Genomic DNA, 26,050 nt, shown 5'->3' with positions numbered 1-26,050 from the left:
GCAGCGATCGTAACTTGTTGTTTTTTATCAAGTTGAATGCTTATCTTGAATTTGATAAAAGATCGTTAACTTGTTGTTTTTTGATCTTAATCATTTATCGGTACTGTGTTTAACTTTGCGCGGGTGTCGGAAGTTTACGAGAGTTCTGAATTTTTTCCACATTGTTAGAATTGAGAACAAGGTCAAACATTGTTCTAAAATCATGTGCAACGAGTTGTCTTAAATGTTGGATTGTTAGTGGGGGCTCGCTTGCCATACATTTGTATATAAAGCGTTAAGCGTCTCTTGGTAGTCCTTTCTCTACTATACGTATCAGTCTGTGCTTTTTGGTGGAGATTTTGCTGTTACTTTTTTGCACACAGCTAGCGTTGGGTAACTGCTGTAGTTGTTTTTGCAAAGCCCACTCAATATGCACATCCAACATATCGTTTTTTCCTTGATGAGATTCGAGCGTTTCAACAATGCGTTGTTGGAATGGTGCATTGCCCATCGCAACAAAGATATTGCGTAACCATTGGGTGTGGCCGATACGTCTGATTGCTGAGCCTTCCATTTTCTTTAGGAAGGTTGCTTCGTCCCAACTTGAAAGTGAAACCAGATCGGCTTCTTGGAAATCTTCTCTGCGGTGAAAGTCTGTTTGCTCTGTGAGTTCGGCATGACGATTCCACGGGCAAACTAACTGACAATCATCGCAACCGTAGATACGGTTACCAATGGCATCTCTATATTCTTCAGGGATCACACCATCATATTCAATGGTTAAGTACGAAATACATTTGCGCGCATCAACCACGCCATCAGCAATAATGGCACCCGTTGGGCAAGAAGTGAGACATGCGGTGCATTTGCCGCACTCATCGACACTGGGTTCATCCGTTGGAAGAGGGATGTTAACCAACAGCTCCCCTAGAAAGAACCAAGAGCCAGCGTCTTTATCAAGAATTAATGAGTGTTTACCTGTCCAACCCAACCCTGCTTTCTGAGCGAGCGGTCTTTCTAAAATAGGCGCTGAATCGACGAAAGGGCGTGAGTCTAAACCCTCGACCTCTTTTTCAATTCTTTGTCCCAGCTTTTTCAACTGGTTACGGAACAATTTGTGATAGTCGCGGCCTAAAGAATAACGGCTGATGTAGCCTTGAGTGGTATCGCTTAGGTTAGAGGCAAACTGAGCTTCTGGTGGTAGGTAATTCATTCGAGCGCTGATCACTCGAATTGTGCCTGGGTGAAGTTCATCAGGACGTGCACGCATCATCCCATGTCGAGCCATCCAATCCATTTCACCGTGATTGCCAGCATCTAGCCATGCTTGAAGAGGGGCTTCGTGTTCACTTAAGTCAACATCGCAGATGCCAACTTTTTGAAAGCCTAGCTCTTTTCCCCAGATTTTAATTTTTTCAGCAAGATGGTCTAGATTCATGGCTTAATTCTTATTTTCTCTGTTTTACAATTAGAGATAAGGCTAATTAAAATTAGGTTCGGCAAAAATGGGGGCGGATCTTAACGGATCTTAGTGGTGTTGACCAGAACAGACGCGTTTTGAGCAGTATTTTTCATAGAACTTACACTTGAGTGCTTGTCTCCCAAAAGCATCACGGTTTACTATTCTTGTTCTTTTGATTTTTATATAGTCAACGATCGATTTTTAGAGAACGTATTCATGAGCACGAAACAATTTACTTTGAAAGATGAACAAGCAACGATTCAATTAGGAACGGAGCTTTCTAATCTTTGCTCACAACAGACGACTATTTATCTGCATGGTGATCTTGGCGCAGGTAAAACGACCTTCAGTCGTGGCTTTGTAAAAGCACTTGGCCATCAAGGAAATGTAAAGAGCCCAACGTATACTCTAGTTGAACCTTATCAACTTGCCGATTGGCAGGTGTACCACTTTGACCTTTATCGCCTAGCCGATCCTGAAGAGTTAGAGTTCATGGGAATTCGTGACTACTTTACTCCGGATGCTATCTGTTTGGTTGAATGGCCTGAGAAAGGTTATGGGATGCTACTAGAAGCCGATTTGGATATTGATATTCGTTACCAAGACGATCACCGTATTGTTTCTTTAACCGCTAATAGTGAATACGGACAGCGCTTACTTAGTCAGTTGGAGTTATGTTGATTTCTAGACGCCTTATTTCAACAGTGGCCATGATGGCTGCTGTTTTTTCTATACTGTTTTCTTCACTTGTTTCTGCAAACTCACTGAAAAGTTTAAGGGTTTGGCCTTCTCCAGAAGAAACTCGTGTGGTTATCGACTTAAAATCAGAAGCGGACTTTAGCTATTTCACCCTGAGTAGCCCGAGTCGTTTAGTGGTTGATTTAAAAAATACCAGTCTTGCGACTAAGCTACCGGTCGTGGTGAAAGATAGCCCTGTTCTATCTAAGATTCGTAAGAGCTCACCGCCAGACAAAAACACTTATCGCTTGGTTTTTGAGTTAAAGAAGTCGTCTAAAGCTGATTTGTTCAAACTGAGCCCGACTCCGGGTGGTCAGTATGGACACCGTTTGGTGATCGACTTACCTCATGGTGCGGCAAGTAAAGCGACATCGACGCCGAGTAAGCCAACGGTAAGTAAGAATATTAATCAGGTTAAACGTCAGAAAGACATTTTGATCGTGATTGACCCTGGCCACGGCGGTGAAGATCCTGGCTCAATCGGTCCATCTCGTAAATATGAGAAGAATGCGACTCTGAGTATTTCTAAGAAGTTAGCAGCTCAATTGAATGCGACTCCGGGGATCAAAACTCGTATGACTCGTAATGCTGACTATTTTGTGAACCTAAATCGACGTGTCGCGATTGCGCGTGAAAACGAAGCTCATCTGTTTATTTCTATTCACGCCGATGCTTTTACGACCCCTCAACCAAGAGGTGGTTCGGTGTTTGTGTTGAACACTCGACGCGCAAATACCGAGATCTCTCGATGGATCGAGAACAAAGAGAAACAGTCTGAATTACTCGGTGGCAGCGGTGCGGCTTTTACAGGCAATATTGATGATAAGAACGTAAACCAAACCTTGCTTGATCTGCAGTTCAGCCACTCTCAAAAAGAGGGCTATAAACTTGCAACAACCATTCTGTCTGAGATGGGTAAGGTTGCGAAACTGCATAACAGTAAACCAATCAATACCAGTTTGGCGGTATTACGTTCACCACAGATCCCATCGGTACTGGTAGAAACGGGCTTTATTTCAAACCCAACCGAAGAGAAGTTGCTTTTCCAACGTTCGCACCAAGACAAGCTGGCTCGTGCTGTGACTAAAGCGGTCGTTAAGTATTTGAAGGCTAACCCGCCTGAAGGGATTATCTTGTCTAATGCAACGTCATCAACGGGTAGCGTGAGCCAACATAAAGTGTCTCGTGGTGAGTCTTTGTCTGTGATTGCGAGCAAGTATGGTACGTCGACGCAGACCTTGATGAAACTCAACAATCTGAAATCGAGCAGCCTAGCAATTGGCCAAGTACTTAAGATTCCAGGCAGCACTTCAAGTTCATCATCAAGCAGTGCGGTTAAAACGAAAACCATAACTCACACGGTTAAGTCTGGAGAGTACCTAGGTAAGATCGCCAGCCGCTATAAAGTGTCGGTGGCTGATATTAAACGTGAGAACCGTTTGAAATCAGAGACGGTGAGAGTGGGTCAAAAGTTACGTATTACTGTTGAAGTGAAAGATATCCCTCTGCGCAAACATAAAGTTGCAAGAGGCGATTACCTTGGCAAGATTGCGTCGAAATATGGCGTGAGCGTCAACAGCATTCGCCAAGCGAATAAGCTAAGATCTGACAGTCTAGCTATCGGCCAAGTGTTGATTATTCCTCACAAGTAGTTATGGGAATACTAAGCGGCTTCAGGTATATCAATGTTAAAAAAGAAGAACTAGTGCAAACGTAACAGCGTTTCCATCAATGGCAGTAAGGTAGCTATAAATATGACGATAAAAATACTGCCAGCTCGGTTAGCTAACCAAATCGCAGCGGGTGAGGTGGTAGAAAGACCCGCTTCTGTTGTAAAAGAGTTGGTTGAGAACAGTTTGGATTCGGGTGCCACTCGTATCGATATTGATATCGAGAAAGGTGGCGCTAAGATGATCCGCGTTCGTGACAATGGTAAGGGCATCGTCAAAGATGAGCTTGCCTTAGCACTGAGCCGCCATGCGACCTCTAAGATCCATACCCTTGATGACCTAGAGGCGATCGTCAGCCTCGGTTTCCGTGGTGAAGCGCTGGCGAGTATTAGCTCTGTTGCGCGCTTAACCATGACTTCACGTCCTGCCACTCAAGATCAAGCTTGGGCAGCACACAGTGAAGGTCGTGATATGCAGGTCAAACTGCAGCCTGCGGCGCACCCTATTGGTACTTCGGTTGAGGTGTTGGACCTGTTCTTCAATACGCCAGCACGCCGCAAGTTCTTACGCACCGAGAAAACCGAATTCACCCATATTGATGAACTGCTTAAACGCATCGCATTGAGCCGTTTCGATGTGACGATCAATCTGCGCCATAACGGTAAAATGATTCGTCAGTACCGCGCTGCCAAGACAGAAGTTCAAGCAGAAAAGCGCATCGCTGCGGTATGTGGCAATCCTTTTGTTCGTCATATGCTTAAGATCGAGCTTGAGCACCAAGGTCTAAAACTCCATGGCTGGATCACCACGCCAGAAGGAGCAAGACAACAAAGCGACCTGCAATACTGCTATGTGAATGGTCGTATGATGCGTGACAAGCTGATCAATCATGCGATTCGTCAAAGCTACGAAACCAGCCTGCGTCCAGACCAATTCGCGACGTATGTGTTGTTCATTGAACTTGACCCGCATCAGGTGGACGTGAATGTTCACCCTGCAAAACACGAAGTACGTTTTCATCAAGCGCGCCTTGTGCATGATTTTATTTACCAAGCATTGAGCGATGGTTTAGCACAGAGCAAGCAGATCGATGCTGCGCCAATCAATCAGTCAGCTTTTCATCAATCAGAAGTGATTCATCATCAGCAAGATAGTACGAGCTCTGCAGTTGATGGTGTTGCGAGTTTCGCTGAGCCAGAAAGCGTAATGCCTAGCAGTTCGGATCAAACCCAAGTTTCGGATAGGGTGCGACACGCTATTGAGCAAACGCCTGCCTACCCGAGAAAAGCAGAATCAGAGCACGCTTTTGATAAGCCTCAACACAGCGTTAATGATGGTGGGCGACACTATGCTCCATCAACCAGCTCAAGTTCATCTGCTGGCCGAAGCTCGTCTGCTAGTGAAAGCAGTTTTACCGGTTCTCCTCGCCAAGAGTGGATAGAGTCTCGACCTGAACCTAAAAAAGAGAAAGAGCAATACCAGCATCATGGTGAACCCGCGCCATCTAAGCGAGAAGTGAAAGCTTATAAAGAGCTTCTGAAAACGCCTGATTTTGATGATCAAGTTGTACAGCCATCATCTCCTAAAGAGCACGTGGTACCAGTAGAAACCAGAGATAACATAGACAAAGAAGCTAAGCCTTCTCAACAGAATCCCGTTAACTTGAAACCAAGAGCACCTGTAACGGACTTGGGTAAAGCGGTCTCGATTGTGGAACGTCAATATCTGGTGATGGGCAATAAGAACGGCAGTGTGTTGGTTTCTTTGGCTAAGGCTGAGTTATTGCGTATTGTTGGTCAGCTTGATACTCGAGGGGGCGCGTTAAAAAGCCAGCCACTATTGGTGCCCTTATCGATTAAGCTGGGCAGTGAACTTGTCGAAGTTGCTAAGGCGCTGAGTCAAACTTTGGCGTTACTGGGGATTGAGCTTAAGGCGCGAAACAGCGAGGCGGTAATGGTGATGGGCGTGCCTTCTCCTTTAAGGCAGCAAAACTTACAAATTTTGATCCCAGATCTGTTATCTTACGCGGCTTCATTAAACGCTCAGATTGTTGATAATCACTCGGCTAATGTTTCCAGCGATCTGTTGCCATCATTGGTCAACTGGATCGGGATTCAAACGGCACAAGTAAAAAGCGACTACACTTTATCTGAAGCGGTTCAACTAGTTGGGGAACTTGAACAACTTTGGCATGGTCTACTTCCATTAGATGATCCAGAGTTTGTTAATCCTATCGACTTTTCAGCGACTATAGCCGCGTTTACGGTTTAATTTTTTCGCGACGACATTTGTCTTTTTAGCTGGATACGTCGCGACACAAAGCCCTTTGCTAAAAAGCGCTAAAACAGAGAAGCAAATACAAAATATCATGACTGAAAAATTACCTTTAGCGTTGTTTTTAATGGGCCCAACGGCATCAGGGAAAACAGATTTAGCTATCCGCTTACGTCAGAAATACCCTGTAGAGATCATCAGTGTCGATTCGGCATTAATCTACAAAGACATGGATATTGGTACCGCTAAACCGGATGCGGAAGAGCTTGCGCTCGCGCCTCATCGCTTGATTGATATTTTGGACCCAAGCGAAGCGTATTCTGCGGCAGATTTTCGTCGTGATGCGATCAATGAAATGAATAAGATTGTAGCGGAAGGCAAAATCCCGCTACTTGTTGGTGGCACAATGCTGTACTACAAAGCATTGTTGGAAGGTTTATCGCCATTACCAGCAGCGGATCAAGAGATTCGTAAGCAGATTGAAGCGGAATCTATCGAACAAGGTTGGCAGGCATTGCACGATCAATTAAGAGAGATAGATCCCGTATCCGCTGAAAGAATACACCCAAATGATCCACAAAGGCTTTCAAGGGCATTGGAAGTTTACCGAATTTCGGGTAAAACATTAACAGAGCTAACTCAAACGAAAGGCGATAGCCTGCCATTTCGTGTAAAACAATTTGCTATAGCTCCCAAGGAAAGGACTGAACTCCATCGCCGCATTGAGCTGCGTTTCGAGAAGATGATAGAAGCGGGATTTGAAGATGAAATGAAGGCGTTGTACGCCAGAGAAGATCTTCACCCTGAACTGCCATCGATCCGATGCGTTGGTTATAGGCAGATGTGGGATTATTTAGACGGTAATTGTGATTTAGACGAAGCGGTTTTCCGTGGTGTCTGTGCAACCCGTCAGTTGGCCAAGCGACAAATCACCTGGTTGCGCAGTTGGGATGATTTAACTTGGTTAGATAGCGAAAACATTGATCAAGCGTTAGAAACTCTTTCAGATGCAATAGCATCTGATTAGTATTGCTGTGTATAATGTGATCGCTTTTGCGTGAATATACTCTGGAAAGGATCCGTTATTGAGGCTTTTAAAAAATCACAGCCTTTCAATAACAACGGAGTTTTTTTATTCATTTAGCTCAGATGCAAAGGCCGCACCTTTTTGTGCACCACTAGCTAAATAATTACAACAAAATACAAATAAGGAAAATAAAATGGCTAAGGGGCAATCGCTACAAGACCCATTCCTAAATGCACTCCGTCGTGAGCGCATTCCAGTCTCTATCTATCTTGTTAACGGCATTAAGCTGCAAGGTCAGATCGAGTCTTTCGATCAATTCGTGATCTTATTGAAGAACACAGTAAACCAAATGGTCTACAAGCATGCGATTTCTACTGTGGTACCTGCTCGCGCAGTGAGTCACCACAGCGGCGAGCAACGCACGCCATCTGATCGTCCAGAGAAGACTGAAGATTAATCGTTCAATTGATACAGCTTGCGCTGTAATAAGGAGTTGGTTGCTTGTTTGACCGTTATGAATCCGGCGAGCGAGCCGTACTTGTTCATATCAACTTCACGCAAGAGGGAGAATGGGAAGATCTAAGCGAATGTGAAATGCTGGTCTCCTCAGCGGGGGTAGAAACGCTACAAGTGATTACTGGTAGCCGACAATCCCCACTCCCTAAATACTACGTTGGAGAAGGTAAAGCCCTAGAAATCGCACAAGCTGTTCAGCTAACCGGTGCTGAAATTGTGATTTTTAACCACTCCCTCTCTCCTGCCCAAGAGCGAAATCTCGAGCAATTGTGTAAATGTCGTGTGATTGATCGCACGGGTTTGATCTTAGATATCTTTGCACAACGTGCGCGAACTCATGAAGGTAAGCTACAAGTTGAGCTCGCTCAGCTTCGTCATATCTCTACTCGATTGATTCGTGGTTGGACTCACCTTGAAAGGCAGAAAGGTGGTATTGGTCTTCGTGGTCCAGGTGAAACTCAACTGGAAACCGATCGACGTTTGTTGCGTGACCGTATAAAGGCAATACTACGTCGTTTAGCGAAAGTTGCTAAACAGCGTGAACAAGGACGACGTGCTCGTAATCGAGCTGAAATCCCAACAATTTCTTTGGTTGGTTATACCAACGCAGGGAAATCAACACTTTTCAATCGCATCACAAGTGCGGGTGTTTATGCGGCAGACCAACTGTTTGCAACTCTAGACCCAACACTACGTAAGATTGATTTGGCAGATGTCGGGCCTGCAATTCTCGCAGATACCGTAGGTTTTATCCGTCATCTACCACACGACTTGGTCGCTGCGTTCAAGGCAACATTACAAGAGACGCAGGAAGCTGACATTTTGTTACATGTTGTTGATGCCAGTGATGACCGTTTTCGTGAGAACATTCAGGCTGTTCATGAAGTATTAGAAGAAATCGATGCTCATGAAGTGCCAACCCTTGTAGTCATGAACAAAATTGACTGCATGGAAGACCAAAAACCTCGAATTGAAAGAGACGAAGAGGGCGCACCTCGCGCTGTTTGGGTTTCTGCAATGGAAGGAGAAGGTATTGAACTGCTGTTTGAAGCTTTAACTGAGCGTTTAGCTAGCCAGATGGTTCAATTCCGGTTGTGTATTCCACATCAACATCAGGGCCGTATTCGCAGCTTATTCTTCGAGATGAAATGTATTCAACAGGAAGAGTATGATGAAAATGGTAACTTGTTGATAGATATCCGAATGCAACAAATAGATTGGTCTAAACTTGAAAAAAGAGAAGGGGCGCTCTTAGGTGACTTTATCGTTACCAAAGAGACTGCTACAGTATAACGTCATATCAAATGATGGAGCTTTCTAATGGCGTGGAATGAGCCTGGAAATAACAACAACGGCGATAATAACGGCCGCGATAATGACCCTTGGGGTAATAAAAATAATCGCGGCGGCCGAGATCAAGGACCGCCAGATCTAGACGAAGTGTTTAGTAAACTAAGTCAAAAGTTAGGTGGCAAGTTTGGTAAAAAGGGTGGCAACGGTAACGGGCCATCTATTGGCGGTGGCGGTGCAATTGGCTTTGGTGTCATTGCCGTTATTGCTATTGCTATCTGGTTCTTCGCTGGTTTCTACACCGTTGGCGAAGCAGAAAGAGCAGTAGTACTTCGACTGGGTCAATTCGACCGTATCGAAGAACCTGGTCTTAACTGGCACCCACGCTTCATCGATGAAATCAAAGATGAGCAACTAGTAAACGTTCAAGCGATTCGTTCTCTACGTGCTGCTGGCACGATGCTGACGAAAGATGAAAACGTTGTGACCGTTGAAATGGGTGTTCAATACCGCGTTTCTGACCCATACAAGTACTTGTATCGTGTAACGAATGCAGACGACAGTTTACGCCAAGCAACCGATTCTGCCCTTCGTGCGGTAATTGGTGATTCACTAATGGATAGTATCCTGACAAGTGGTCGTCAGCAGATTCGTCAAAGCACTCAAGAAACGTTGAACCGTATTATTGATAGCTACGACATGGGTATTCTGATTGTTGACGTGAACTTCCAGTCAGCACGTCCACCTGAGCAAGTAAAAGATGCATTTGATGATGCTATCGCGGCTCGTGAGGATGAAGAGCGTTTTGAACGTGAAGCTGAAGCTTACCGAAATGACATTCTTCCAAAAGCAACAGGTCGAGCTGAGCGTTTGAAGAAAGAAGCGGTAGGTTACTCAGAGCGCACAGTTAATGGTGCTCTAGGTCAAGTAGCTCAGTTCGAGAAACTGCTACCTGAATACCAAGCTGCTCCTGAAGTAACACGTAACCGTATGTATCTAGATACAATGGAAAAAGTGTACTCAAGCACATCGAAAGTCCTGATTGATTCTGAATCAAGCGGTAACTTGCTATACCTACCAATTGATAAGCTAGGCGCACAAGGTGGTTCTCAGTCGGGCACTCGCCCTGCAAAAGCATCATCGACTTACGACCAAATTGAGTTAGAAACTCAAGCGGATCCTAAGCCTAGCACTCAAACTCGTTCAGACAGTTCACGCCAAGGGAGATACTAATAATGCGTAAATTAATGATCCCTGTATTAGTTGTGACGATTGCCCTTCTATTGATGTCACTGTTTGTGATTCAAGAAGGCGAGCGTGGCATGGTAATTCGTTTTGGTCGAGTTCTCGACGACAACGGCGTATCACGAATCTATGAACCAGGCCTGCACTTTAAACTGCCGATGTTTGATCGCGTAAAAGTACTTGATGCTCGTATTCAAACGATGGATGGCCGTTCTGACCGTTTCGTAACATCAGAGAAAAAAGACGTTCTAATTGATACTTACGCAAAATGGCGTATTGCTGATTTTGGACGTTTCTATCTGAGTACCGGTGGCGGTAATATCATGACGGCAGAAGCACTTCTTGAGCGTAAAGTGACAGATGTTCTTCGTTCTGAAATTGGTTCTCGTGAAATTAAGCAGATTGTGTCAGGCCCTCGTAATAAGGACATCCTGCCAGACTCTGCTGATAGCGAAGTCGTCACAACGGTAGCGGCTGCAGAAGCACTAGAAGTTGATGGCGAACGCGATAAGATCATGGAAAACGTTTTGTCTGGAACGGCAGAAAGTGCGATGACTGATTTAGGTGTTGAAGTTGTTGATTTCCGTATGAAGAAGATTAACCTTCCTGACGAAATCAGTGAATCTATCTACCGTCGTATGCGTGCAGAACGTGAGTCGGTTGCTCGTAGACACCGTTCTCAAGGTCGTGAGAAAGCGGAAGTTATCCGTGCTCAAGCTGAGCTAGAAGTGGCAACAGTTCTTGCTGAAGCTGACCGTACAGCTCGAATCACTCGTGGTGATGCAGATGCAGAAGCTGCGAAGATCTACTCTGATGCGTTCAGCAAAGATGCTGAGTTCTACGGCTTCATGCGTTCATTGCAAGCTTATGAGACATCATTTAGCGATAAGAGCGACATTCTAGTACTGGATCCGAAGACTGACTTCTTCCAATACATGAATCAAGCAAGCGGCGCTCCAGCAAAATAAGCTGATGCGTTAGCGAATGCTTAGCTTAATAAGCAAAATACGTTAAAACTTAAAAGGCTCCCATTGTGGGCTGTCTCTTATACACAAATCCCTAAGCCACGGTTTAGGGATTTTTTTTGAACTAATTTTATGTTTCATGATCTGATCATCTAAACAATGACAAGGATGATTATCATGACTTATATAGAGCCAACCCTTTGGGCACAAAAGCAATTTGGTCAAGCCCGCCTCAATGACCCCAGACGTACTCAAAGACTCGTTGCTCTTGCAGCCTCATTGGCCGAGCAACCTGGCGCTCCTGTTTCTAAACTCATCATCTCCCCTGCTGATATGGAAGGGGCTTATCGCTTTATCCGTAATGAGCAAATCAAAGCAGAAGATATCGCAGAGGCGGGCTTTCATGTCACAGCACAAGAGGCTTTAGAGCAACAAACACTTCTTGCGTTAGAAGATACCACCTCTCTAAGTTACTCCCATCGCAGTATACGAGATGAGCTCGGGCACTCTAATCAAGGTAATCGACAGCGAGCGATGTTCGTTCACTCAACCTTGCTTTTTGCTCCCAAAACTCAAATGGTTGTTGGCTTAATTGAACAACAACGCTGGACCCGAGATATTGAAAAGCGTGGTCAAAGACGCCAGCACGCGACTCGACCGTACAAAGAAAAAGAAAGTTATAAATGGGAACAAGCATCTCGCCATGTCGCAGAGCGACTTGGCGAGAAAATCTCAGATGTTATTTCTGTGTGCGATAGAGAAGCAGACTTATTTGAATACCTCACTTACAAGCAAGAGCAACAACAAAGATTTCTCGTTCGCTCAATGCAAAGCCGCTGTATTGAAGAGCACGATAACCGCCTTTATAGCTATGCCTCTACCCTGTTATCAGCCGGAGAGAAAGTACTCGAAATACCGCAAAAAGGGGGGCGTAAAGCCCGAACAGCTCATCTAGACATAAAATATGCCCCCGTAACACTGAAGACTCCCGCTAATAAAAAAGAGTTCGATAACATCCCTCTCTACTACGTGGGGTGCATCGAGCAAGGAGAGAGTTGCGATAAGCTCGCTTGGCACTTACTCACTTCAGAGCCAGTAACGAGTAAGGAAGAGGCACTTAAAATCGTCAGTTATTATGAGCAACGTTGGCTAATTGAAGACTTCCATAAGGTCTGGAAAAGTGAAGGCACTCAAGTTGAGCAACTGAGAATGCAGAGTAAAGATAATTTAGAAAGGCTTAGCGTGATTTTAGCTTTTATCGCGATTCGGTTACTCCAGTTGAGGTTTATGAATAAATCAGATGAGCTATCTAAGACCAGTTGTGAGCAGATATTAAAAGGCAAAGCATGGAAGCTAATGTGGCTAAAGTTGGAGGGCGAAAAGCTACCAAAGGAAGCACCGAATATATCATGGGCTTACAATGGTATTGCACGGTTAGGTGGTTGGAAGAATACCAAGCGAACGGGTCGTGCTTCTATCAAGACGTTATGGCAAGGATGGTTTAGGTTACAAACCATCCTTGAAGGGTATGAACTCGCTAAGTCTCTTGATTAACCAGACTTGTGATCAAGAGACAGCCCATTGTGGGAGCCTTTTTGTTTTCTATGACTTCTTTCAGGAGGAGACATGTTTGTGGATTCACTATTGGGGCGCGAGGGAAGGCGCTTACACAGCGTTCTACTTATAGAAACCTAGCGGTAGGTCATGAAAGCGATAACCGCTCCAGCCACCACAAGACAGCCTCCAATGCGGCGAAGTTGCGTGTCTGGTTGCTCGCTCAGTTGCGCGACCATGTTTCTCCAGCCATTGGGTGCAATCAAGGGGCCGAGCCCTTCAACAATAAGTACGAGCCCAATAGCGAGCCAAATTGATTGAGACATGGTTCTGCCTTTTGTCTGTAAAAAAGCAATGATATCAGTATCTTTACACATCTGCCCCCAGTTATGTCTGGTTTATTTTTGTACAGCGTTAACGTTTATGAACAAAAAGTGACTGCAAGAAGTGTGATTCAGTGCTAGAATCCATTTTTAATTAGCAACAGAAATTGGAAAGATGGGAAATAACGTAGTCGTTCTAGGCACCCAATGGGGTGATGAAGGTAAAGGTAAAATCGTTGACCTTTTAACTGAAGATGCAAAATACGTGGTTCGCTACCAAGGCGGTCACAATGCAGGTCACACACTTGTAATTGACGGTGAAAAAACCGTTCTTCACTTAATTCCATCAGGCATCCTACGTAATAACGTTAAATGTGTTATTGGTAACGGTGTAGTATTATCGCCTGACGCACTTCTAAAAGAAATGAAGCCTCTTGAAGATCGCGGTATTCCAGTACGTGAACGTCTTTTCATCTCTGAAGCTTGTCCCCTAATTCTTCCGTACCACATTGCAATCGACAACGCGCGTGAAATCGCTCGTGGCGCTAAAGCTATCGGTACAACGGGTCGTGGTATCGGTCCTGCTTACGAAGATAAAGTTGCTCGTCGCGGTCTACGCGTTGGCGACCTTTTCGATAAAGAAGCATTTGCTGAGAAGCTAAAAGAAGTGATGGAATTCCACAACTTCCAACTAGAGCACTTCTACAAAGCTGAAACAGTAAGCTACGAAGAAGTTCTTGAGCAAGCGATGAGCTACGCAGACATGTTAACTGCGATGGTTATCGACGTAACTGACGAACTAGACGCAGCACGTAAGCGCGGCGACAAGATCATGTTCGAAGGTGCTCAAGGTACGCTACTAGATATCGATCACGGTACTTACCCATACGTAACGTCTTCTAACACTACAGCTGGTGGTGTTGCTGCAGGTTCTGGTTTCGGTCCTCGTCACATCGGTTACATCCTTGGTATTACCAAGGCTTACTGTACTCGTGTTGGTTCAGGTCCATTCCCAACTGAGCTATACGATGGCCTTGAGAAGCAAGACCCAGTTGGTAAACACCTAGGCGATGTTGGTCACGAGTTTGGCGCAACAACTGGTCGTCTACGTCGTACTGGTTGGTTCGATGCTGTTGCTATGCGTCGTGCAATCCAAATCAACTCTCTATCTGGTATGTGTCTAACTAAACTAGACGTTCTAGATGGCCTAGAAGAACTAAAAATCTGTACTGGTTACAAGATGAAAGATGGTTCTATCCTAGAAGTTTCTCCAATGGCTGCTGAGTCATTCGAAGAAGCGACGCCAATCTACGAAACAATGCCTGGTTGGTCTGAAAACACATTTGGTGCTAAATCTATCGACGCGCTTCCACAAGCTGCTCTAGATTACATCAAGCGTATCGAAGACCTAACTGGCGTTCCAATTGATATCGTATCAACTGGCCCAGATCGTAACGAAACTATCATCAAGGTTCACCCATACGGCGCATAATGCCCGCTGAGTGATTACCAGGCACGAACAGTGCTTTGATAATGAAATAGTTTTCTAAAAGCCGACTTTATTAAGTCGGCTTTTTAATACCTGCAATTTGAGAGTCGAATACCAATCACAGTAAGTAAGTGATCAAAAATAGCGCCGGAAAAATGCTTGAGAACAAGGCAGAATTTTTCGATAAGTAGTTATTCTACAATCAAAAATTCTAACGAAGTTATCGAGTATTTTAACAAGCTAGAGTGAGCAGTTATTTACTACGATTGGTATATAGCTTTGGGTGATTATCTTTTGAACGCCATCTGGCAAAATATTGCCCATTAGCGGCAAGTTTTGTCTAAAGCCGCCGGGGTTATTGCCGATACAGATATCATGGAAAGTGAAGTTCACCCTGTTTTGTGCGTGTAGAAATCCTCTGCGGCCCTCAATAGATAACTTTAGCGACAGATAATAGAGTGCAGGTATGAAGCTACGAATTGTGGCAGCTTCATTAATAATGGCGCTGAGCTCACCCTTGAGTCATGCAAATTTGGCTGATGTGGGAGAGCCCGTTCCAATATATACAGAAGCTGAACTGATTAATTTAATCGAAAATAATCAACATCTAGAGCGAGTGAAAGCTGATAAGTGCCAGTTAGTTGAAGATATCGTTGCTCGCGCAACGCGTATTAGCTTGCCTTCTTATGAGTTTTTATACGGTGATATGTTGGCTTGGGGTGTATGTGTTCCACAAGATGTAGAGCTTGGCCTTTACTATATGGAAAACGCGGCACATCAAGGTTTACCCGCTGCATTAGAGCAGTTAGGTCGTTATTACTCTCGTGGTACTTTGGTACAACAAGATCAAGAGCGTGCGATTCCGTATCTACGTGAAGCGGCCTCTATGGGTAACTTAAGTGCGAGCATTCACTTAGCGGAACTCTTGTTACGTGACTACGGTAGCCCATTGGATTATGAAGATGCTTACCGTTGGTTGTATAACTCGGTAACCGCAGACCAAAGACAACACAGACGTATCACTGTGCTTCGTAGCGGTCTGGAACAGAGAATGCCAGACAATATTATTGCTCGAGCAAAGCGTCGAGACGTGTTCTGGTAAGACAGATTATTGAATGAGCAATGATGATTAATGACTGCACTCGTTAATCATCTAAAAAACTCGTATTAAAAAGGCCTCGCTGAGATTCATCAGCGAGGCCTTTTTTGATCTGAACGGAAAACCGTTTATCTAATTCGGTAGCGTTATTGAACCACCTCACCAGACTCAATCACCGTTTCACGAACAACCTTGGTGAAATCGAGTGCTTCTTGACGAATCTTATCTTCGTCTACCGTTAGCATGTCGCGATCTTGCATGATGATCTTGCCATCAACGATGGAGTGACGAACATTGCCTGAGTTAGCTGAGTACACCAGTGCTGAGTATGGGTTGTAGACTGGAACCATGTTTGGCGCCTTAGTATCGATCACTATGATGTCAGCCAGTTTGCCTGCTTCAAGAGAGCCGATCTTATCTTCCATGTGCAGCGCTTTTGCTGCGCCCATTGTCGCCATGTCGATCACTTTGATCGGCGGCATCGCAGCACGATCTTTGTTAACTAGCTTGTGAACCTTAGCGACTTGGTTGAACTCATCAATGGTGCTCAGTGTGTTACCAGACATTGGGCCATCAGTACCTAAACCGATACGCACGTTCTCGTCATACATCTTAAGGGCAGGTGATACACCTTTTGCTGACTTGATGTTAGCACTCATGTTATGAGCCACACCCATATCCGATTTCTTCACCAGTTCAATATCATGATCGTCTACGAGGATCATGTGTGCACCCACCAAGTTTTTGTTGAGTGCGCCAATGCTGTCCATGTATTGAACCGGGGATAACCCATCAGAACGCTCAGCGATTTTCTCTTCTTCACGGTGTGATTCTGCAAGGTGAATCATTACTGGAACATCTAATTCTAGGGATAGTTTAGATATTTTCTGAAGGATCTCTGTGGTGTTGGTGTAAGGCGCATGCGGGGCAAACGCTGGTGTGATGCGTGGGTGATCTTTGTATTCTTCAATGAAGTTCAACGCGTACTTAATGCCTTCTTCTGCGTTGGCTGCGTCGGCGACTGGGAACTTAATCACCGTTTCACCTAGGATGGCACGCATACCGATCTTATCGACGGTTTTTGCGACTTCATCTTCGAAGTAGTACATGTCGGCGTAAGTCGTCACACCGCCTTTCACCATTTCAACGTTACCTAGGTTCGCACCAATGCGTACCATGTCTCGCGATACTAGCTTCTTCTCTAGCGGGAAGATGTAACGGTGCAGGCGATCTGGCACATCATCGGCTAACGAACGAAAAACTGTCATTGATACATGAGTATGAGTATTGATGAGACCCGGCATAACGATATCGCCATCCACGTGTAATACTTGCTTAGCTTGGTACTGCTTCTCTAGTGAAGCATCACCAACTGCAATGATTTTGTTATCTTTTACGACAACAGTACCACTTTCATAAACCGTTTTGTCTTGGTTCATTGTCAGAACCATCGCATCGGTAATCATCAGGTCCGCTTTTTCCATTGCCGAACTTGCGAATGGGAACAGCGCTAGGCTCGCCATAGCTGAAGCCAATAAAGTGCGTTTTAGTTTCATATCATACCCAGAACAGGAGTTGGTAAAGTGCGTGGATAATAGTGTATTTCATTCATGGCGCAAACGTTTGTTTTATCGTTTGCTTGAAATTTTGATGATAGTCCACGTCTATGAAGCGATGTTTCACAAAGTGAAGATATGTATCAATCTGAGGTTATTTGAGTGTTTTCTAAAGCATATCTGTAGCTTACCCCTAGCATCAGATATACTAGGGGTATATACCTTCCTTGCTTAAGCAGGCCCGCCTATGTCAAAAAACACACCAACGTCAGAAAACACGACAGCGACAACCACTGTTGATCCTTTTGCCGACCGAGAGTCGAAAAATTACGATAACCCAGTACCAAGCCGAGAGTTCATTATTTCGTTTTTAACAGACGCGAATATTCCGATGAACCGCAACGATCTATTCGAAGCTTTGGGTCTTGCTGGAGAGGAACAATATGAAGGGCTGCGTCGTCGTTTACGTGCAATGGAGCGTGATGGACAGCTTATCTTTACTCGTCGTCAGTGCTACGCATTGCCTGAGAAGATGGAACTGATCAAAGGCTATGTGATTGGTCATAAAGACGGTCATGGCTGGGTTCGCCCAGACGGCAGTGTGGGTAAAGACAATGATATCGTGCTGCCACATCATCAGATGAAAACCATCATGCACGGTGATTACGTATTGGTTCAGCCTACTGATAACAGTAAGCGTGGCCGTCGTGAAGGCCGTTTGGTTCGTGTGCTTGAAGAGCGTAAAACGCCACTTGTTGGTCGCTTCTTCCTAGAGTACGGCCATTCTTACGTTGTTGCTGATGATTCGCGTATTAGTCACGACATCCAGATCCCTACTGAGCATAAAGGCGGTGCTCGAATGGGTAATGTGGTTGTGATTGAGATTACGGATCGCGGTGGTCGTTCTCGTAACATGATGGGTAAAGTAACCGAAGTTCTTGGTGAAAACATGGCGCCGGGTATGGAAACGCAAATTGCGATCCGTACTCACCAGATCCCACAAGAGTGGCCTGAAGCGGTAGATAAGCAAATCGAAAACTTAGGTGAGCATGTTCCTGAAGAAGCAAAAGAAGGACGTGTAGACCTGCGTAAACTGCCATTGGTTACCATTGATGGTGAAGATGCACGTGATTTCGATGATGCGGTTTACTGTGAAGCGAAGAAAGGCGGCGGCTGGCGTCTATGGGTAGCGATTGCTGACGTAAGTTACTACGTTCGCCCAGATACAGCGCTAGACAAAGAAGCGATTAACCGTGGTAACTCGGTATACTTCCCGTCACAAGTTGTCCCAATGCTGCCTGAAGTGCTTTCAAATGGTTTGTGTTCATTGAACCCTCAAGTAGACCGTTTATGTATGGTGTGTGAGATGACTATCTCAGACAAAGGTAAGCTGTCGGGTTACAAGCACTACGAAGCGGTAATGAACTCTCATGCTCGTCTTACTTACAATAAAGTAGGCGCGATCTTAGATGGCAATGAAGAACTTCGTGAGCGTTACGAGCCAGAAGTGCCGCATCTTGAAGAACTGCACAAGATGTACAAAGTTCTCAAGAAAACGCGTGATGAGCGTGGTGCGATTGAGTTTGAAACGGTAGAAACCAAATTTATCTTCAATGCGGATCGTAAGATCGACCGTATTGAACCGGTAATTCGTAACGATGCACACAAGATCATCGAAGAGTGTATGATTCTTGCGAACATCGCATCGGCATCTTACGTAGAAAAAGCGAAAGAGCCTGCTCTGTACCGTGTTCATGAAACTCCGGGCGAAGAGCGCTTAATGGGCTTCAAGAGCTTCTTAAGTGAATTAGGTTTAACACTGGAAGGTGGTCTGTCACCATCACCAGTAGACTATGCACAATTGATGCAACAGATTAACGAACGTGAAGACCGTGAATTAATCCAAACCATGCTACTTCGTTCAATGAAGCAAGCGGTCTACAACGCGGATAACGCGGGTCACTTTGGCTTAGCCCTTAAACGCTATGCTCACTTTACCTCGCCGATTCGTCGTTACCCTGACTTGCTATTGCACCGTGCGATTAAGTACCTTATTGCGAAAGAAGGCGGTCGTAACAGCGAACGTTGGACGCCAACCGGTGGTTACCACTACACTTTCGATGATATGGACTTCTACGGCGAGCAGTGTTCAATGACTGAGCGTCGTGCTGATGACGCAACGCGTGAAGTAAACGACTGGTTGAAGTGTGAATACATGCAAGACCATGTCGGTGAAGTGATGGATGGTGTAATTGCCAACGTGACTGGCTTCGGCTTCTTTGTTCGTCTAACTGAACTGCACATTGATGGCTTGGTACATATCTCAGCGCTAGCGAACGATTACTACCAATTTGATGCTGTTGGTCAGCGTCTCGTGGGTGAAAGCTCTGGTAATATCTACCGCTTGGGTGATTCGGTTAAAGTGAAAGTTTCTGCGGTTAACTTAGAAACTCGCCAAATCGACTTTGACTTAGAAGACACTGATCGTCAGCCGCGTGGTAAAGGCAAAACAGCCAAGAAGCGTGCAGCAGAAGCGATGAAAAAGGCGAAAAGCAAGAAGCGCTCAGTAGTGAAGAGTAATAAGCCAGGTGTATCAGCGAAGCCTATGGTTGAGCCAACTAAGCGACCTGACGGAAGCAGCGAAGGCCCTGCTAAGAAGAAAAAGCCAGCGAATAAAACCGGTGCTGCTAAAGCTCGCGCTAAGAAAAAGCGTGCTGCAAGCCGTAAGCCAAAGGCTGATAAATCTTAAGGTCAATAAGGCACTAGGCTAATCAGGTTTAGCGCCTAACTGATTTAATACGAAATGACTTTAATGCGAGAGTATCAGGCGCAAGACGCATGCTCTCGAAATGAACAACACAGAGAGGGATGCATCGGCATTGATGTCATTCTTCTCTGAGCAATAAGAGTAAGTTGAGACAATGAGTAACGAATTTATTTACGGTATTCACGCGGTGAAAGCCGTACTAGAAAAAGATCCTGCACGTTTTATCGAAGCGTATGTACTGAAAGGTCGCCAAGACGAGCGTCTTCTTCCATTACTGAACCAACTACAACAGTTTGGTGTGTCGATTCAACAGATGGGTCGTAAGCCGCTGGATGAAAAAGCACAAGGTGCGAATCACCAAGGCCTTATTGCTAAGGTGAAGCCTGCTAAGCAGCTTAATGAAACTCACCTAGACGATATCCTAGCGCAGCACGAACAGCCTTTGCTGTTGGTTCTAGACGGCGTAACCGACCCTCATAACCTAGGTGCTTGTCTGCGTAACGCGGATGCCGCAGGTGTTGCTGCGGTTATCGTACCGAAAGATCGCTCTTCACCGTTAACAGCAACGGTAAGCAAGGTAGCGTGTGGTGCGGCTGAAACAGTTCCTCTCGTGCGTGTAACCAACTTAGCTCGCACAATGCGAGCACTGCAAGAACAGGGTGTATGGTTTGTGGGTACGGCAGGTGAAGCAACGCATGATATCTACCAAGCGAAACTAACAGGCCCTCTTGCGGTAGTTATGGGTGCAGAAGGTGATGGTATGCGTCGTCTAACGCGTGAAACCTGTGATGATCTGATTAAGATCCCGATGGCTGGTAGCGTATCGAGCCTAAACGTTTCGGTAGCATCAGGTATCTGTCTGTTCGAAGCGGTACGTCAACGCTTAGCTCAGTAATAGATTGAAAATATTCAAATATTAAACGCTCATTACTTAGGTGGTGGGCGTTTGTTTTATCTGCTCAAATAGGGTGGAAATTGCGATTACTGGATGGCTAGATGGCGAAAGAAAAACTGTTTCATTATTCGCCAAATATCACTTGCCAATACAGGGTTCTTTCTATAATATTTGCCGTCCTTAAAACTCGGTCATTTATCTTTAGTTCCTTGCTTCCTCTGGACGACCGGGCCACTCGTGGAAGCTAATAATCCGTAAGGAGCAACCAAATGCGTCATTACGAAATCGTATTCATGGTTCACCCTGATCAAAGCGAGCAAGTTGCTGGCATGATCGAGCGTTACACTGGTTCTATCACTGAAGCTGGCGGTACTATCCACCGTCTAGAAGACTGGGGTCGTCGTCAAATGGCTTACCCAATCAACAAGCTTCACAAAGCTCACTACGTTCTTATGAACGTTGAAGCTGGTCAAGAAGTGATTGACGAGCTAGAAACTGCTTTCCGTTTCAACGATGCAGTTCTACGTAACATGATCATGCGCACTAAAGGCGCTGTGACTGAGCAATCTATTATGCTTAAGCAAAAAGAAGAGCGTGCAGAGCGTGCTCCTCGTCGCGAAGAGCGTACAGAAGCTAAACCAGAAGCAGCTGCTGAGTAATTCTTTTTTGGCTTAACGCCTTAAAAAATTCTCAACTTGTTTTAGGTCGTTGATAGTTATTTCGATAATTGTGAAAGACCGCTTTACTAAATTTAAGATCAGGAGATAGCCCATGGCTCGTTTCTTCCGTCGCCGTAAATTCTGCCGTTTCACTGCAGAAGGCGTACAAGAGATTGACTACAAAGACGTAGCAACTCTTAAAAACTACATCACTGAAGCTGGTAAAATCGTACCTAGCCGTATCACTGGTACAAGCGCTAAGTACCAGCGTCAACTAGCTCGCGCTATCAAGCGTTCTCGTTACCTAGCTCTACTACCGTACACTGACAAGCATCAGTAATCGGTAATAGTTAATAATAGTTTAAGAGGACTAAGATAATGCAAGTTATTCTACTTGATAAGATCGGTAACCTAGGTGGCCTTGGCGACCAAGTAAACGTTAAATCTGGTTACGCTCGTAACTTCCTTATCCCACAGGGTAAAGCAGTTATGGCAACTAAAGACAACGTTGCTATGTTCGAAACTCGTCGTGCTGAACTAGAAGCTAAAGTTGCTGAGCAACTAGCTGCTGCTGAAGCTCGTGCAGAGAGCGTTAACACTCTAGAAGGCGTTACAATCGCTTCTAAAGCTGGTGACGAAGGTAAACTATTCGGTTCTATCGGTACTCGTGACATCGCTGACGCTATTACAGCGGCAGGTGTTGCAGTAGCTAAGAGCGAAGTACGCCTACCTGAAGGCGCTCTACGTAACATCGGCGAATTCGAAGTAAGCATCCAACTTCACTCTGAAGTTTTTGCTACTGCGAAAATCGCTATCGTTGCAGCTGAGTAATTTCAGTACCAAGACGAATACTTTCTTTTGAAAGTTTTAAACACCAGCTTCGGCTGGTGTTTTTTTATGTCTGGAATATAGAAATAAGGAAGGGCAACACTAGGTAAAAAGCTTACAGTGATCCATAAGCTGTTATTGCTGAACGGCAGTCCAGTCGTAGTCGCTGTAGCTAAGCTTAGAATTGGAATAGCAGGTTAACCGATAGCACCGAGTCACCTTTACTTAACCCTTCAGGTACCTTGTCGTGGAATTGTCGAGAGTGCGCTATCTTCAAGGCAATATTATCCGTGATATCGTTGATCGCTTCTAATTCGGTATCCACACTCAAGTTACTGTTACCCGAGACCAGTGTCACATCGGCTTTGAGTTGCAAGTTGGGTAGCGCCTGCCAAGACGTATTGATATTGCTACGAAAAATTGCTTCTTCAACAATATCCGGAAAGATGATGTCATCATCGTCTATTTCATCAAGGTTGGGTTCTTGATAGCGATAACCCGGCCCCACTTCCACTTCCAACACAAACTCTTCGGTATTTGAAAACTGATAACCCAGACCACTCGAAACGGTGTAGTCCTTAAAATAGGCGCTGTATCGTGAATCGACCCCTTTAAAACTGCCGTAGAGATAGGTTTTTGGACTTAACTTGTAGTCACTCTGAGCGGTGTAAGTCGATTGTCTTTTATCTTCTTCGCCATCTTTGTAGAGATTGTAATACTTCCATTCACCACTGCTTCTGTGGCGACCCGTTGTGTACTCACCTTTTAGGCGTGCGTTAAGCGCTCGTGAATCAGAGTTACCAGTATGCGACTGATATCCGAATTCGACTTCCGTTTTTAGCGGGCTCGGCAGTTCTGTATCACTCGGTGCGATATCCAACTCTTTTTCTTCAGGTGTCGGTGCAACGACGATCGACTCAGCAGTAGGTCCTGAAACTACTATAGAGTCGAGGATTGCATCAACAGAGGCTTTAGTATCATCAGCTAAGGCCATCGGAGCGCTCAGGAGACCAGTGCTTAAAAGACCAGTGCTCAGAGCCAATAATTTGGACACGCATACCTCTAGTTATACAGTGAGTGAATGGCAGGATCGTAATGCTACCCTTGGTTAATTCCGTCAGCAATAGGTAAATTCTTCCTGAAGAATAAAACAAACTCATAGGATCGGATTACAAACGGATGTTCTTGGGTATAATGAACGATCATTATTAGTTATTGAGTGTAGTCATAGTGGATACCAAAAGTCAGAAATCAGCCAACGATCAGGTGGACGCCATCAAGGTCCCGCCACATTCATTAGAAGCTGAGCAATCTGTTATTGGCGGTTTGTTATTAGATAACGAACGCTGGGATACGGTTGCCGAAAAGGTTGTGGCCAAAGACTTTTATAGCCGTCCTCACCGTCTGATCTTTGAAGCGGTAAAGGATATCCTTGAAGAAAGTTCTCCTCTGGATCTTATTACACTCTCTGAACATTTAGAGCTGCGTGAGCAACTTGAAGAAGTGGGTGGCTTTGCTTACCTTGCTGACCTAGCGAAAAACACACCCAGTGCCGCAAACATCAATGCGTATGCGGATATCGTGGCGCAACGTGCACTTGTTCGTAGTCTGATTGGTGTCGCGAATGAGATTGCTGATTCTGGTTATGACCCTCAAGGTCGTACATCGGAAGAACTTGTTGATCTGGCTGAGAGTAAAGTCTTCGCGATTGCCGAAGGCCGTGCAAGTGAAAACGAAGGTCCACAAAACGTAGATAGCATTCTAGAGAAGACACTAGAACGTATCGAGATCCTGTACAAAACGCCGCAAGATGGTGTGACAGGTGTCGATACTGGCTTCAACGACCTCAACAAGAAAACAGCAGGCCTACAAGGCTCTGACTTAATTATTGTTGCTGCTCGTCCATCGATGGGTAAAACCACATTTGCGATGAACTTGTGTGAAAACGCAGCAATGAAGCAAGACAAACCGGTTTTAATCTTCTCGCTAGAGATGCCAGCCGAACAGCTGATGATGCGTATGCTTGCGTCACTTTCTCGCGTAGATCAAACCAAGATTCGTACTGGTCAGTTAGACGATGAAGATTGGGCTCGTATTTCGTCGAGTATGGGTATTCTGATGGATAAGAAGAATATGTATATCGATGACAGCTCGGGTCTAACGCCAACAGAGGTGCGTTCTCGTGCTCGACGTATTGCTCGTGAACACGATGGTATCTCTATGATCATGATAGATTACCTTCAATTAATGCGTGTACCTTCGTTATCTGATAACCGTACTCTTGAAATCGCCGAGATTTCTCGCTCATTGAAAGCGTTAGCAAAAGAGCTCAACGTTCCGGTTGTGGCACTTTCTCAGCTTAACCGTTCCCTAGAGCAACGTGCTGATAAGCGCCCAGTTAACTCGGACTTGCGTGAATCAGGTTCGATTGAGCAAGATGCCGATTTGATCATGTTCATCTATCGTGATGAGGTTTATAACCCAGACAGTTCCTTGAAAGGCATTGCTGAGATCATCCTTGGTAAGCAACGTAACGGTCCGATCGGTTCGGTTCGTCTTACGTTCCAAGGCCAACACTCCCGATTTGATAACTATGCAGGCCCTGCATTTGATGATGAGTAATCGCTAATGACTTACATGAAAGCGGCGACGGCGAGCATTGACTTAAACGCGCTCGAACATAACCTGAACCAGATAAAGTCGAAGGCTCCTCAGTGCAAGGTCATGTCTGTTGTGAAAGCCAATGGCTACGGACACGGCTTACTGCATATCGCCAAGCATTCAAAAAGCTCTGATGCTTTTGGTGTGGCGCGTATTGAAGAAGCGTTACAACTTCGTGCTGGTGGCATTGTTAAACCTATTTTGTTGCTGGAAGGATTTTACTCTTCGGGCGATTTACCAATCTTGGTGACCAACAACATTCAAACCGTGGTGCATTGTGAAGAGCAATTAAGCGCGCTAGAGAATGCGGATTTGGAAACACCCGTTGTGGTATGGCTAAAAGTCGACAGTGGCATGCACCGATTAGGTGTTCGCCCTGAGCAATACCAAAACTTTGTTGAGCGTTTGCATCAATGTGCGAATGTTGCCAAACCTCTACGTTACATGAGCCACTTCGGTTGTGCTGATGAACTGGATAGAGCAACCACAGTTGAACAGACAGAGCTTTTCTTATCTCTTACCGAAGGTTGTGAAGGTGAGCGTTCACTTGCTGCCTCTGCGGGTTTGCTCGCTTGGCCAGACAGCCACCTTGATTGGGTTCGTCCGGGAATCATCTCTTATGGTGTCTCTCCGTTTGTTGATAAATCAGCGCAAGAGCTTGGATTTTTGCCTGTGATGACCCTGACCTCACACCTGATTGCCGTGCGCGATGTGAAAGCCGGTGAAAGTGTGGGTTATGGCGGAAACTGGACCAGTGAGCGTGATACCAAGGTTGGTGTTATCGCGATTGGTTACGGTGATGGTTATCCTCGCACTGCACCTAACGGCACTCCAGTGTTCGTTAACGGTCGAAAAGCACCGATCGCAGGACGAGTATCAATGGACATGCTAACGGTTGACCTAGGCCCTGATGCGGCAGATAAAGTCGGCGATGAAGCGACTCTGTGGGGTAAAGATTTACCTTCAGAAGAAGTGGCGGAACATATCGGAACTATCGCTTACGAGTTAGTCACTAAGCTGACTTCGCGTGTTGCGATGGAGTATGTGAAGTAG

General features: G+C 45.3%; 22 protein-coding genes. 18 read left to right on the top strand and 4 right to left on the bottom strand.

Annotated features, from left to right (window positions below; all coding sequences use genetic code 11):
* Positions 1-274: 274 nt before the first annotated feature.
* The gene (queG, locus tag OCV19_RS14800) at positions 275-1,417 is read right to left on the bottom strand and encodes a tRNA epoxyqueuosine(34) reductase QueG (protein ID WP_065677192.1); all 1,143 of its coding nucleotides are present in this window, start codon (positions 1,415-1,417) and stop codon (positions 275-277) included.
* 240 nt (positions 1,418-1,657) lie between these two features.
* Here queG and tsaE point away from each other — a divergent pair, with 240 nt between their 5' ends.
* The 9 genes from tsaE to OCV19_RS14755 all read left to right on the top strand — a co-directional run bounded on the left by tsaE (position 1,658) and on the right by OCV19_RS14755 (position 12,720).
* Positions 1,658-2,122: a tRNA (adenosine(37)-N6)-threonylcarbamoyltransferase complex ATPase subunit type 1 TsaE gene (gene tsaE / locus OCV19_RS14795; protein WP_065677193.1), complete on the top strand. Its 465-nt coding sequence runs from the start codon at positions 1,658-1,660 to the stop codon at positions 2,120-2,122.
* Entirely contained in the window at positions 2,116-3,831 is a 1,716-nt protein-coding gene (locus OCV19_RS14790) for an N-acetylmuramoyl-L-alanine amidase (RefSeq protein ID WP_065677194.1), read from the top strand. Before tsaE ends, OCV19_RS14790 begins: the two co-directional genes overlap by 7 nt.
* A gap of 102 nt (positions 3,832-3,933) precedes the next feature.
* A complete protein-coding gene (gene mutL / locus OCV19_RS14785) occupies positions 3,934-6,120 on the top strand; it encodes a DNA mismatch repair endonuclease MutL (RefSeq protein ID WP_065677195.1) in 2,187 nt (728 codons plus the stop codon).
* Between the two features lie 97 nt (positions 6,121-6,217).
* Positions 6,218-7,150 (top strand): tRNA (adenosine(37)-N6)-dimethylallyltransferase MiaA, encoded by a 933-nt coding sequence (gene miaA / locus OCV19_RS14780; RefSeq protein ID WP_048612708.1) that lies wholly within the window; start codon positions 6,218-6,220, stop codon positions 7,148-7,150.
* A 193-nt stretch (positions 7,151-7,343) separates the two neighbouring features.
* The gene (gene hfq / locus OCV19_RS14775; protein WP_017059927.1) at positions 7,344-7,607 is read left to right on the top strand and encodes an RNA chaperone Hfq; all 264 of its coding nucleotides are present in this window, start codon (positions 7,344-7,346) and stop codon (positions 7,605-7,607) included.
* A gap of 44 nt (positions 7,608-7,651) precedes the next feature.
* Positions 7,652-8,959, top strand: coding sequence for a ribosome rescue GTPase HflX (hflX, locus tag OCV19_RS14770; RefSeq protein ID WP_017059928.1), 1,308 nt, complete (start codon positions 7,652-7,654; stop codon positions 8,957-8,959).
* A 27-nt stretch (positions 8,960-8,986) separates the two neighbouring features.
* Positions 8,987-10,189: an FtsH protease activity modulator HflK gene (gene hflK, locus OCV19_RS14765; RefSeq protein ID WP_019825650.1), complete on the top strand. Its 1,203-nt coding sequence runs from the start codon at positions 8,987-8,989 to the stop codon at positions 10,187-10,189.
* 2 nt (positions 10,190-10,191) lie between these two features.
* A complete protein-coding gene (gene hflC / locus OCV19_RS14760) occupies positions 10,192-11,169 on the top strand; it encodes a protease modulator HflC (RefSeq protein WP_065677196.1) in 978 nt (325 codons plus the stop codon).
* A gap of 174 nt (positions 11,170-11,343) precedes the next feature.
* Positions 11,344-12,720: an IS4 family transposase gene (locus OCV19_RS14755; protein ID WP_065677198.1), complete on the top strand. Its 1,377-nt coding sequence runs from the start codon at positions 11,344-11,346 to the stop codon at positions 12,718-12,720.
* Positions 12,721-12,857: 137 nt separating this feature from the next.
* Here the strand turns inward: OCV19_RS14755 and OCV19_RS14750 are convergent, their stop codons facing one another.
* Positions 12,858-13,046: a DUF2065 domain-containing protein gene (locus tag OCV19_RS14750; RefSeq protein ID WP_010434105.1), complete on the bottom strand. Its 189-nt coding sequence runs from the start codon at positions 13,044-13,046 to the stop codon at positions 12,858-12,860.
* 172 nt (positions 13,047-13,218) lie between these two features.
* On the opposite strand from OCV19_RS14750, the gene OCV19_RS14745 reads away from it, so the two are divergent.
* Positions 13,219-14,535 carry an adenylosuccinate synthase gene (locus OCV19_RS14745; protein WP_010434108.1) on the top strand — a complete coding sequence of 439 codons (1,317 nt, stop codon included), beginning with the start codon at positions 13,219-13,221 and terminating at the stop codon, positions 14,533-14,535.
* 463 nt (positions 14,536-14,998) lie between these two features.
* Positions 14,999-15,634, top strand: coding sequence for a flagellar protein MotX (gene motX, locus OCV19_RS14740; protein ID WP_017063177.1), 636 nt, complete (start codon positions 14,999-15,001; stop codon positions 15,632-15,634).
* 143 nt (positions 15,635-15,777) lie between these two features.
* On the opposite strand, the gene OCV19_RS14735 is transcribed toward motX, so the two are convergent.
* The gene (locus OCV19_RS14735) at positions 15,778-17,187 is read right to left on the bottom strand and encodes an amidohydrolase (RefSeq protein WP_065677856.1); all 1,410 of its coding nucleotides are present in this window, start codon (positions 17,185-17,187) and stop codon (positions 15,778-15,780) included.
* A 247-nt stretch (positions 17,188-17,434) separates the two neighbouring features.
* On the opposite strand from OCV19_RS14735, the gene rnr reads away from it, so the two are divergent.
* The 5 genes from rnr to rplI all read left to right on the top strand — a co-directional run bounded on the left by rnr (position 17,435) and on the right by rplI (position 22,339).
* A complete protein-coding gene (gene rnr, locus OCV19_RS14730; protein ID WP_065677855.1) occupies positions 17,435-19,936 on the top strand; it encodes a ribonuclease R in 2,502 nt (833 codons plus the stop codon).
* Positions 19,937-20,108: 172 nt separating this feature from the next.
* The gene (gene rlmB / locus OCV19_RS14725; protein ID WP_017063180.1) at positions 20,109-20,849 is read left to right on the top strand and encodes a 23S rRNA (guanosine(2251)-2'-O)-methyltransferase RlmB; all 741 of its coding nucleotides are present in this window, start codon (positions 20,109-20,111) and stop codon (positions 20,847-20,849) included.
* A 269-nt stretch (positions 20,850-21,118) separates the two neighbouring features.
* Entirely contained in the window at positions 21,119-21,508 is a 390-nt protein-coding gene (gene rpsF / locus OCV19_RS14720) for a 30S ribosomal protein S6 (protein ID WP_004741278.1), read from the top strand.
* A gap of 112 nt (positions 21,509-21,620) precedes the next feature.
* Complete coding sequence (gene rpsR / locus OCV19_RS14715) at positions 21,621-21,848, top strand: 30S ribosomal protein S18 (protein ID WP_000090472.1); 228 nt, start codon at positions 21,621-21,623, stop codon at positions 21,846-21,848.
* A gap of 38 nt (positions 21,849-21,886) precedes the next feature.
* Positions 21,887-22,339, top strand: a complete 453-nt coding sequence (gene rplI, locus OCV19_RS14710) for a 50S ribosomal protein L9 (protein ID WP_010434182.1) — start codon at positions 21,887-21,889, stop codon at positions 22,337-22,339.
* A gap of 175 nt (positions 22,340-22,514) precedes the next feature.
* Here rplI and OCV19_RS14705 read toward each other — a convergent pair whose 3' ends face one another.
* On the bottom strand, positions 22,515-23,390 hold the full coding sequence (locus OCV19_RS14705) for a DUF481 domain-containing protein (RefSeq protein WP_065677854.1): 876 nt from the start codon (positions 23,388-23,390) through the stop codon (positions 22,515-22,517).
* 176 nt (positions 23,391-23,566) lie between these two features.
* Here OCV19_RS14705 and OCV19_RS14700 point away from each other — a divergent pair, with 176 nt between their 5' ends.
* Together OCV19_RS14700 and alr are read left to right on the top strand one after the other, a co-directional pair.
* A complete protein-coding gene (locus OCV19_RS14700; RefSeq protein WP_016767560.1) occupies positions 23,567-24,958 on the top strand; it encodes a replicative DNA helicase in 1,392 nt (463 codons plus the stop codon).
* A gap of 6 nt (positions 24,959-24,964) precedes the next feature.
* The gene (alr, locus tag OCV19_RS14695) at positions 24,965-26,050 is read left to right on the top strand and encodes an alanine racemase (protein WP_065677853.1); all 1,086 of its coding nucleotides are present in this window, start codon (positions 24,965-24,967) and stop codon (positions 26,048-26,050) included.

The organism is Vibrio celticus (genome assembly GCF_024347335.1).
GTDB classification, from domain to species: domain Bacteria; phylum Pseudomonadota; class Gammaproteobacteria; order Enterobacterales; family Vibrionaceae; genus Vibrio; species Vibrio celticus.
Note: the sequence above shows the minus strand (reverse complement) of the source record. Positions and strands in the feature narration are given on the sequence as shown.

Excerpts from the sequence above, each read along its gene's own strand:
- queG (WP_065677192.1), bottom strand. The coding sequence starts at position 1,417 with ATGAATCTAGACCATCTTGCTGAAAAAATTAAAATCTGGGGAAAAGAG.
- tsaE (WP_065677193.1), top strand. The coding sequence starts at position 1,658 with ATGAGCACGAAACAATTTACTTTGAAAGATGAACAAGCAACGATTCAA.
- OCV19_RS14790 (WP_065677194.1), top strand. The coding sequence starts at position 2,116 with ATGTTGATTTCTAGACGCCTTATTTCAACAGTGGCCATGATGGCTGCT.
- mutL (WP_065677195.1), top strand. The coding sequence starts at position 3,934 with ATGACGATAAAAATACTGCCAGCTCGGTTAGCTAACCAAATCGCAGCG.
- miaA (WP_048612708.1), top strand. The coding sequence starts at position 6,218 with ATGACTGAAAAATTACCTTTAGCGTTGTTTTTAATGGGCCCAACGGCA.
- hfq (WP_017059927.1), top strand. The coding sequence starts at position 7,344 with ATGGCTAAGGGGCAATCGCTACAAGACCCATTCCTAAATGCACTCCGT.
- hflK (WP_019825650.1), top strand. The coding sequence starts at position 8,987 with ATGGCGTGGAATGAGCCTGGAAATAACAACAACGGCGATAATAACGGC.
- hflC (WP_065677196.1), top strand. The coding sequence starts at position 10,192 with ATGCGTAAATTAATGATCCCTGTATTAGTTGTGACGATTGCCCTTCTA.
- OCV19_RS14755 (WP_065677198.1), top strand. The coding sequence starts at position 11,344 with ATGACTTATATAGAGCCAACCCTTTGGGCACAAAAGCAATTTGGTCAA.
- OCV19_RS14750 (WP_010434105.1), bottom strand. The coding sequence starts at position 13,046 with ATGTCTCAATCAATTTGGCTCGCTATTGGGCTCGTACTTATTGTTGAA.
- OCV19_RS14745 (WP_010434108.1), top strand. The coding sequence starts at position 13,219 with ATGGGAAATAACGTAGTCGTTCTAGGCACCCAATGGGGTGATGAAGGT.
- motX (WP_017063177.1), top strand. The coding sequence starts at position 14,999 with ATGAAGCTACGAATTGTGGCAGCTTCATTAATAATGGCGCTGAGCTCA.
- OCV19_RS14735 (WP_065677856.1), bottom strand. The coding sequence starts at position 17,187 with ATGAAACTAAAACGCACTTTATTGGCTTCAGCTATGGCGAGCCTAGCG.
- rnr (WP_065677855.1), top strand. The coding sequence starts at position 17,435 with ATGTCAAAAAACACACCAACGTCAGAAAACACGACAGCGACAACCACT.
- rlmB (WP_017063180.1), top strand. The coding sequence starts at position 20,109 with ATGAGTAACGAATTTATTTACGGTATTCACGCGGTGAAAGCCGTACTA.
- rpsF (WP_004741278.1), top strand. The coding sequence starts at position 21,119 with ATGCGTCATTACGAAATCGTATTCATGGTTCACCCTGATCAAAGCGAG.
- rpsR (WP_000090472.1), top strand. The coding sequence starts at position 21,621 with ATGGCTCGTTTCTTCCGTCGCCGTAAATTCTGCCGTTTCACTGCAGAA.
- rplI (WP_010434182.1), top strand. The coding sequence starts at position 21,887 with ATGCAAGTTATTCTACTTGATAAGATCGGTAACCTAGGTGGCCTTGGC.
- alr (WP_065677853.1), top strand. The coding sequence starts at position 24,965 with ATGACTTACATGAAAGCGGCGACGGCGAGCATTGACTTAAACGCGCTC.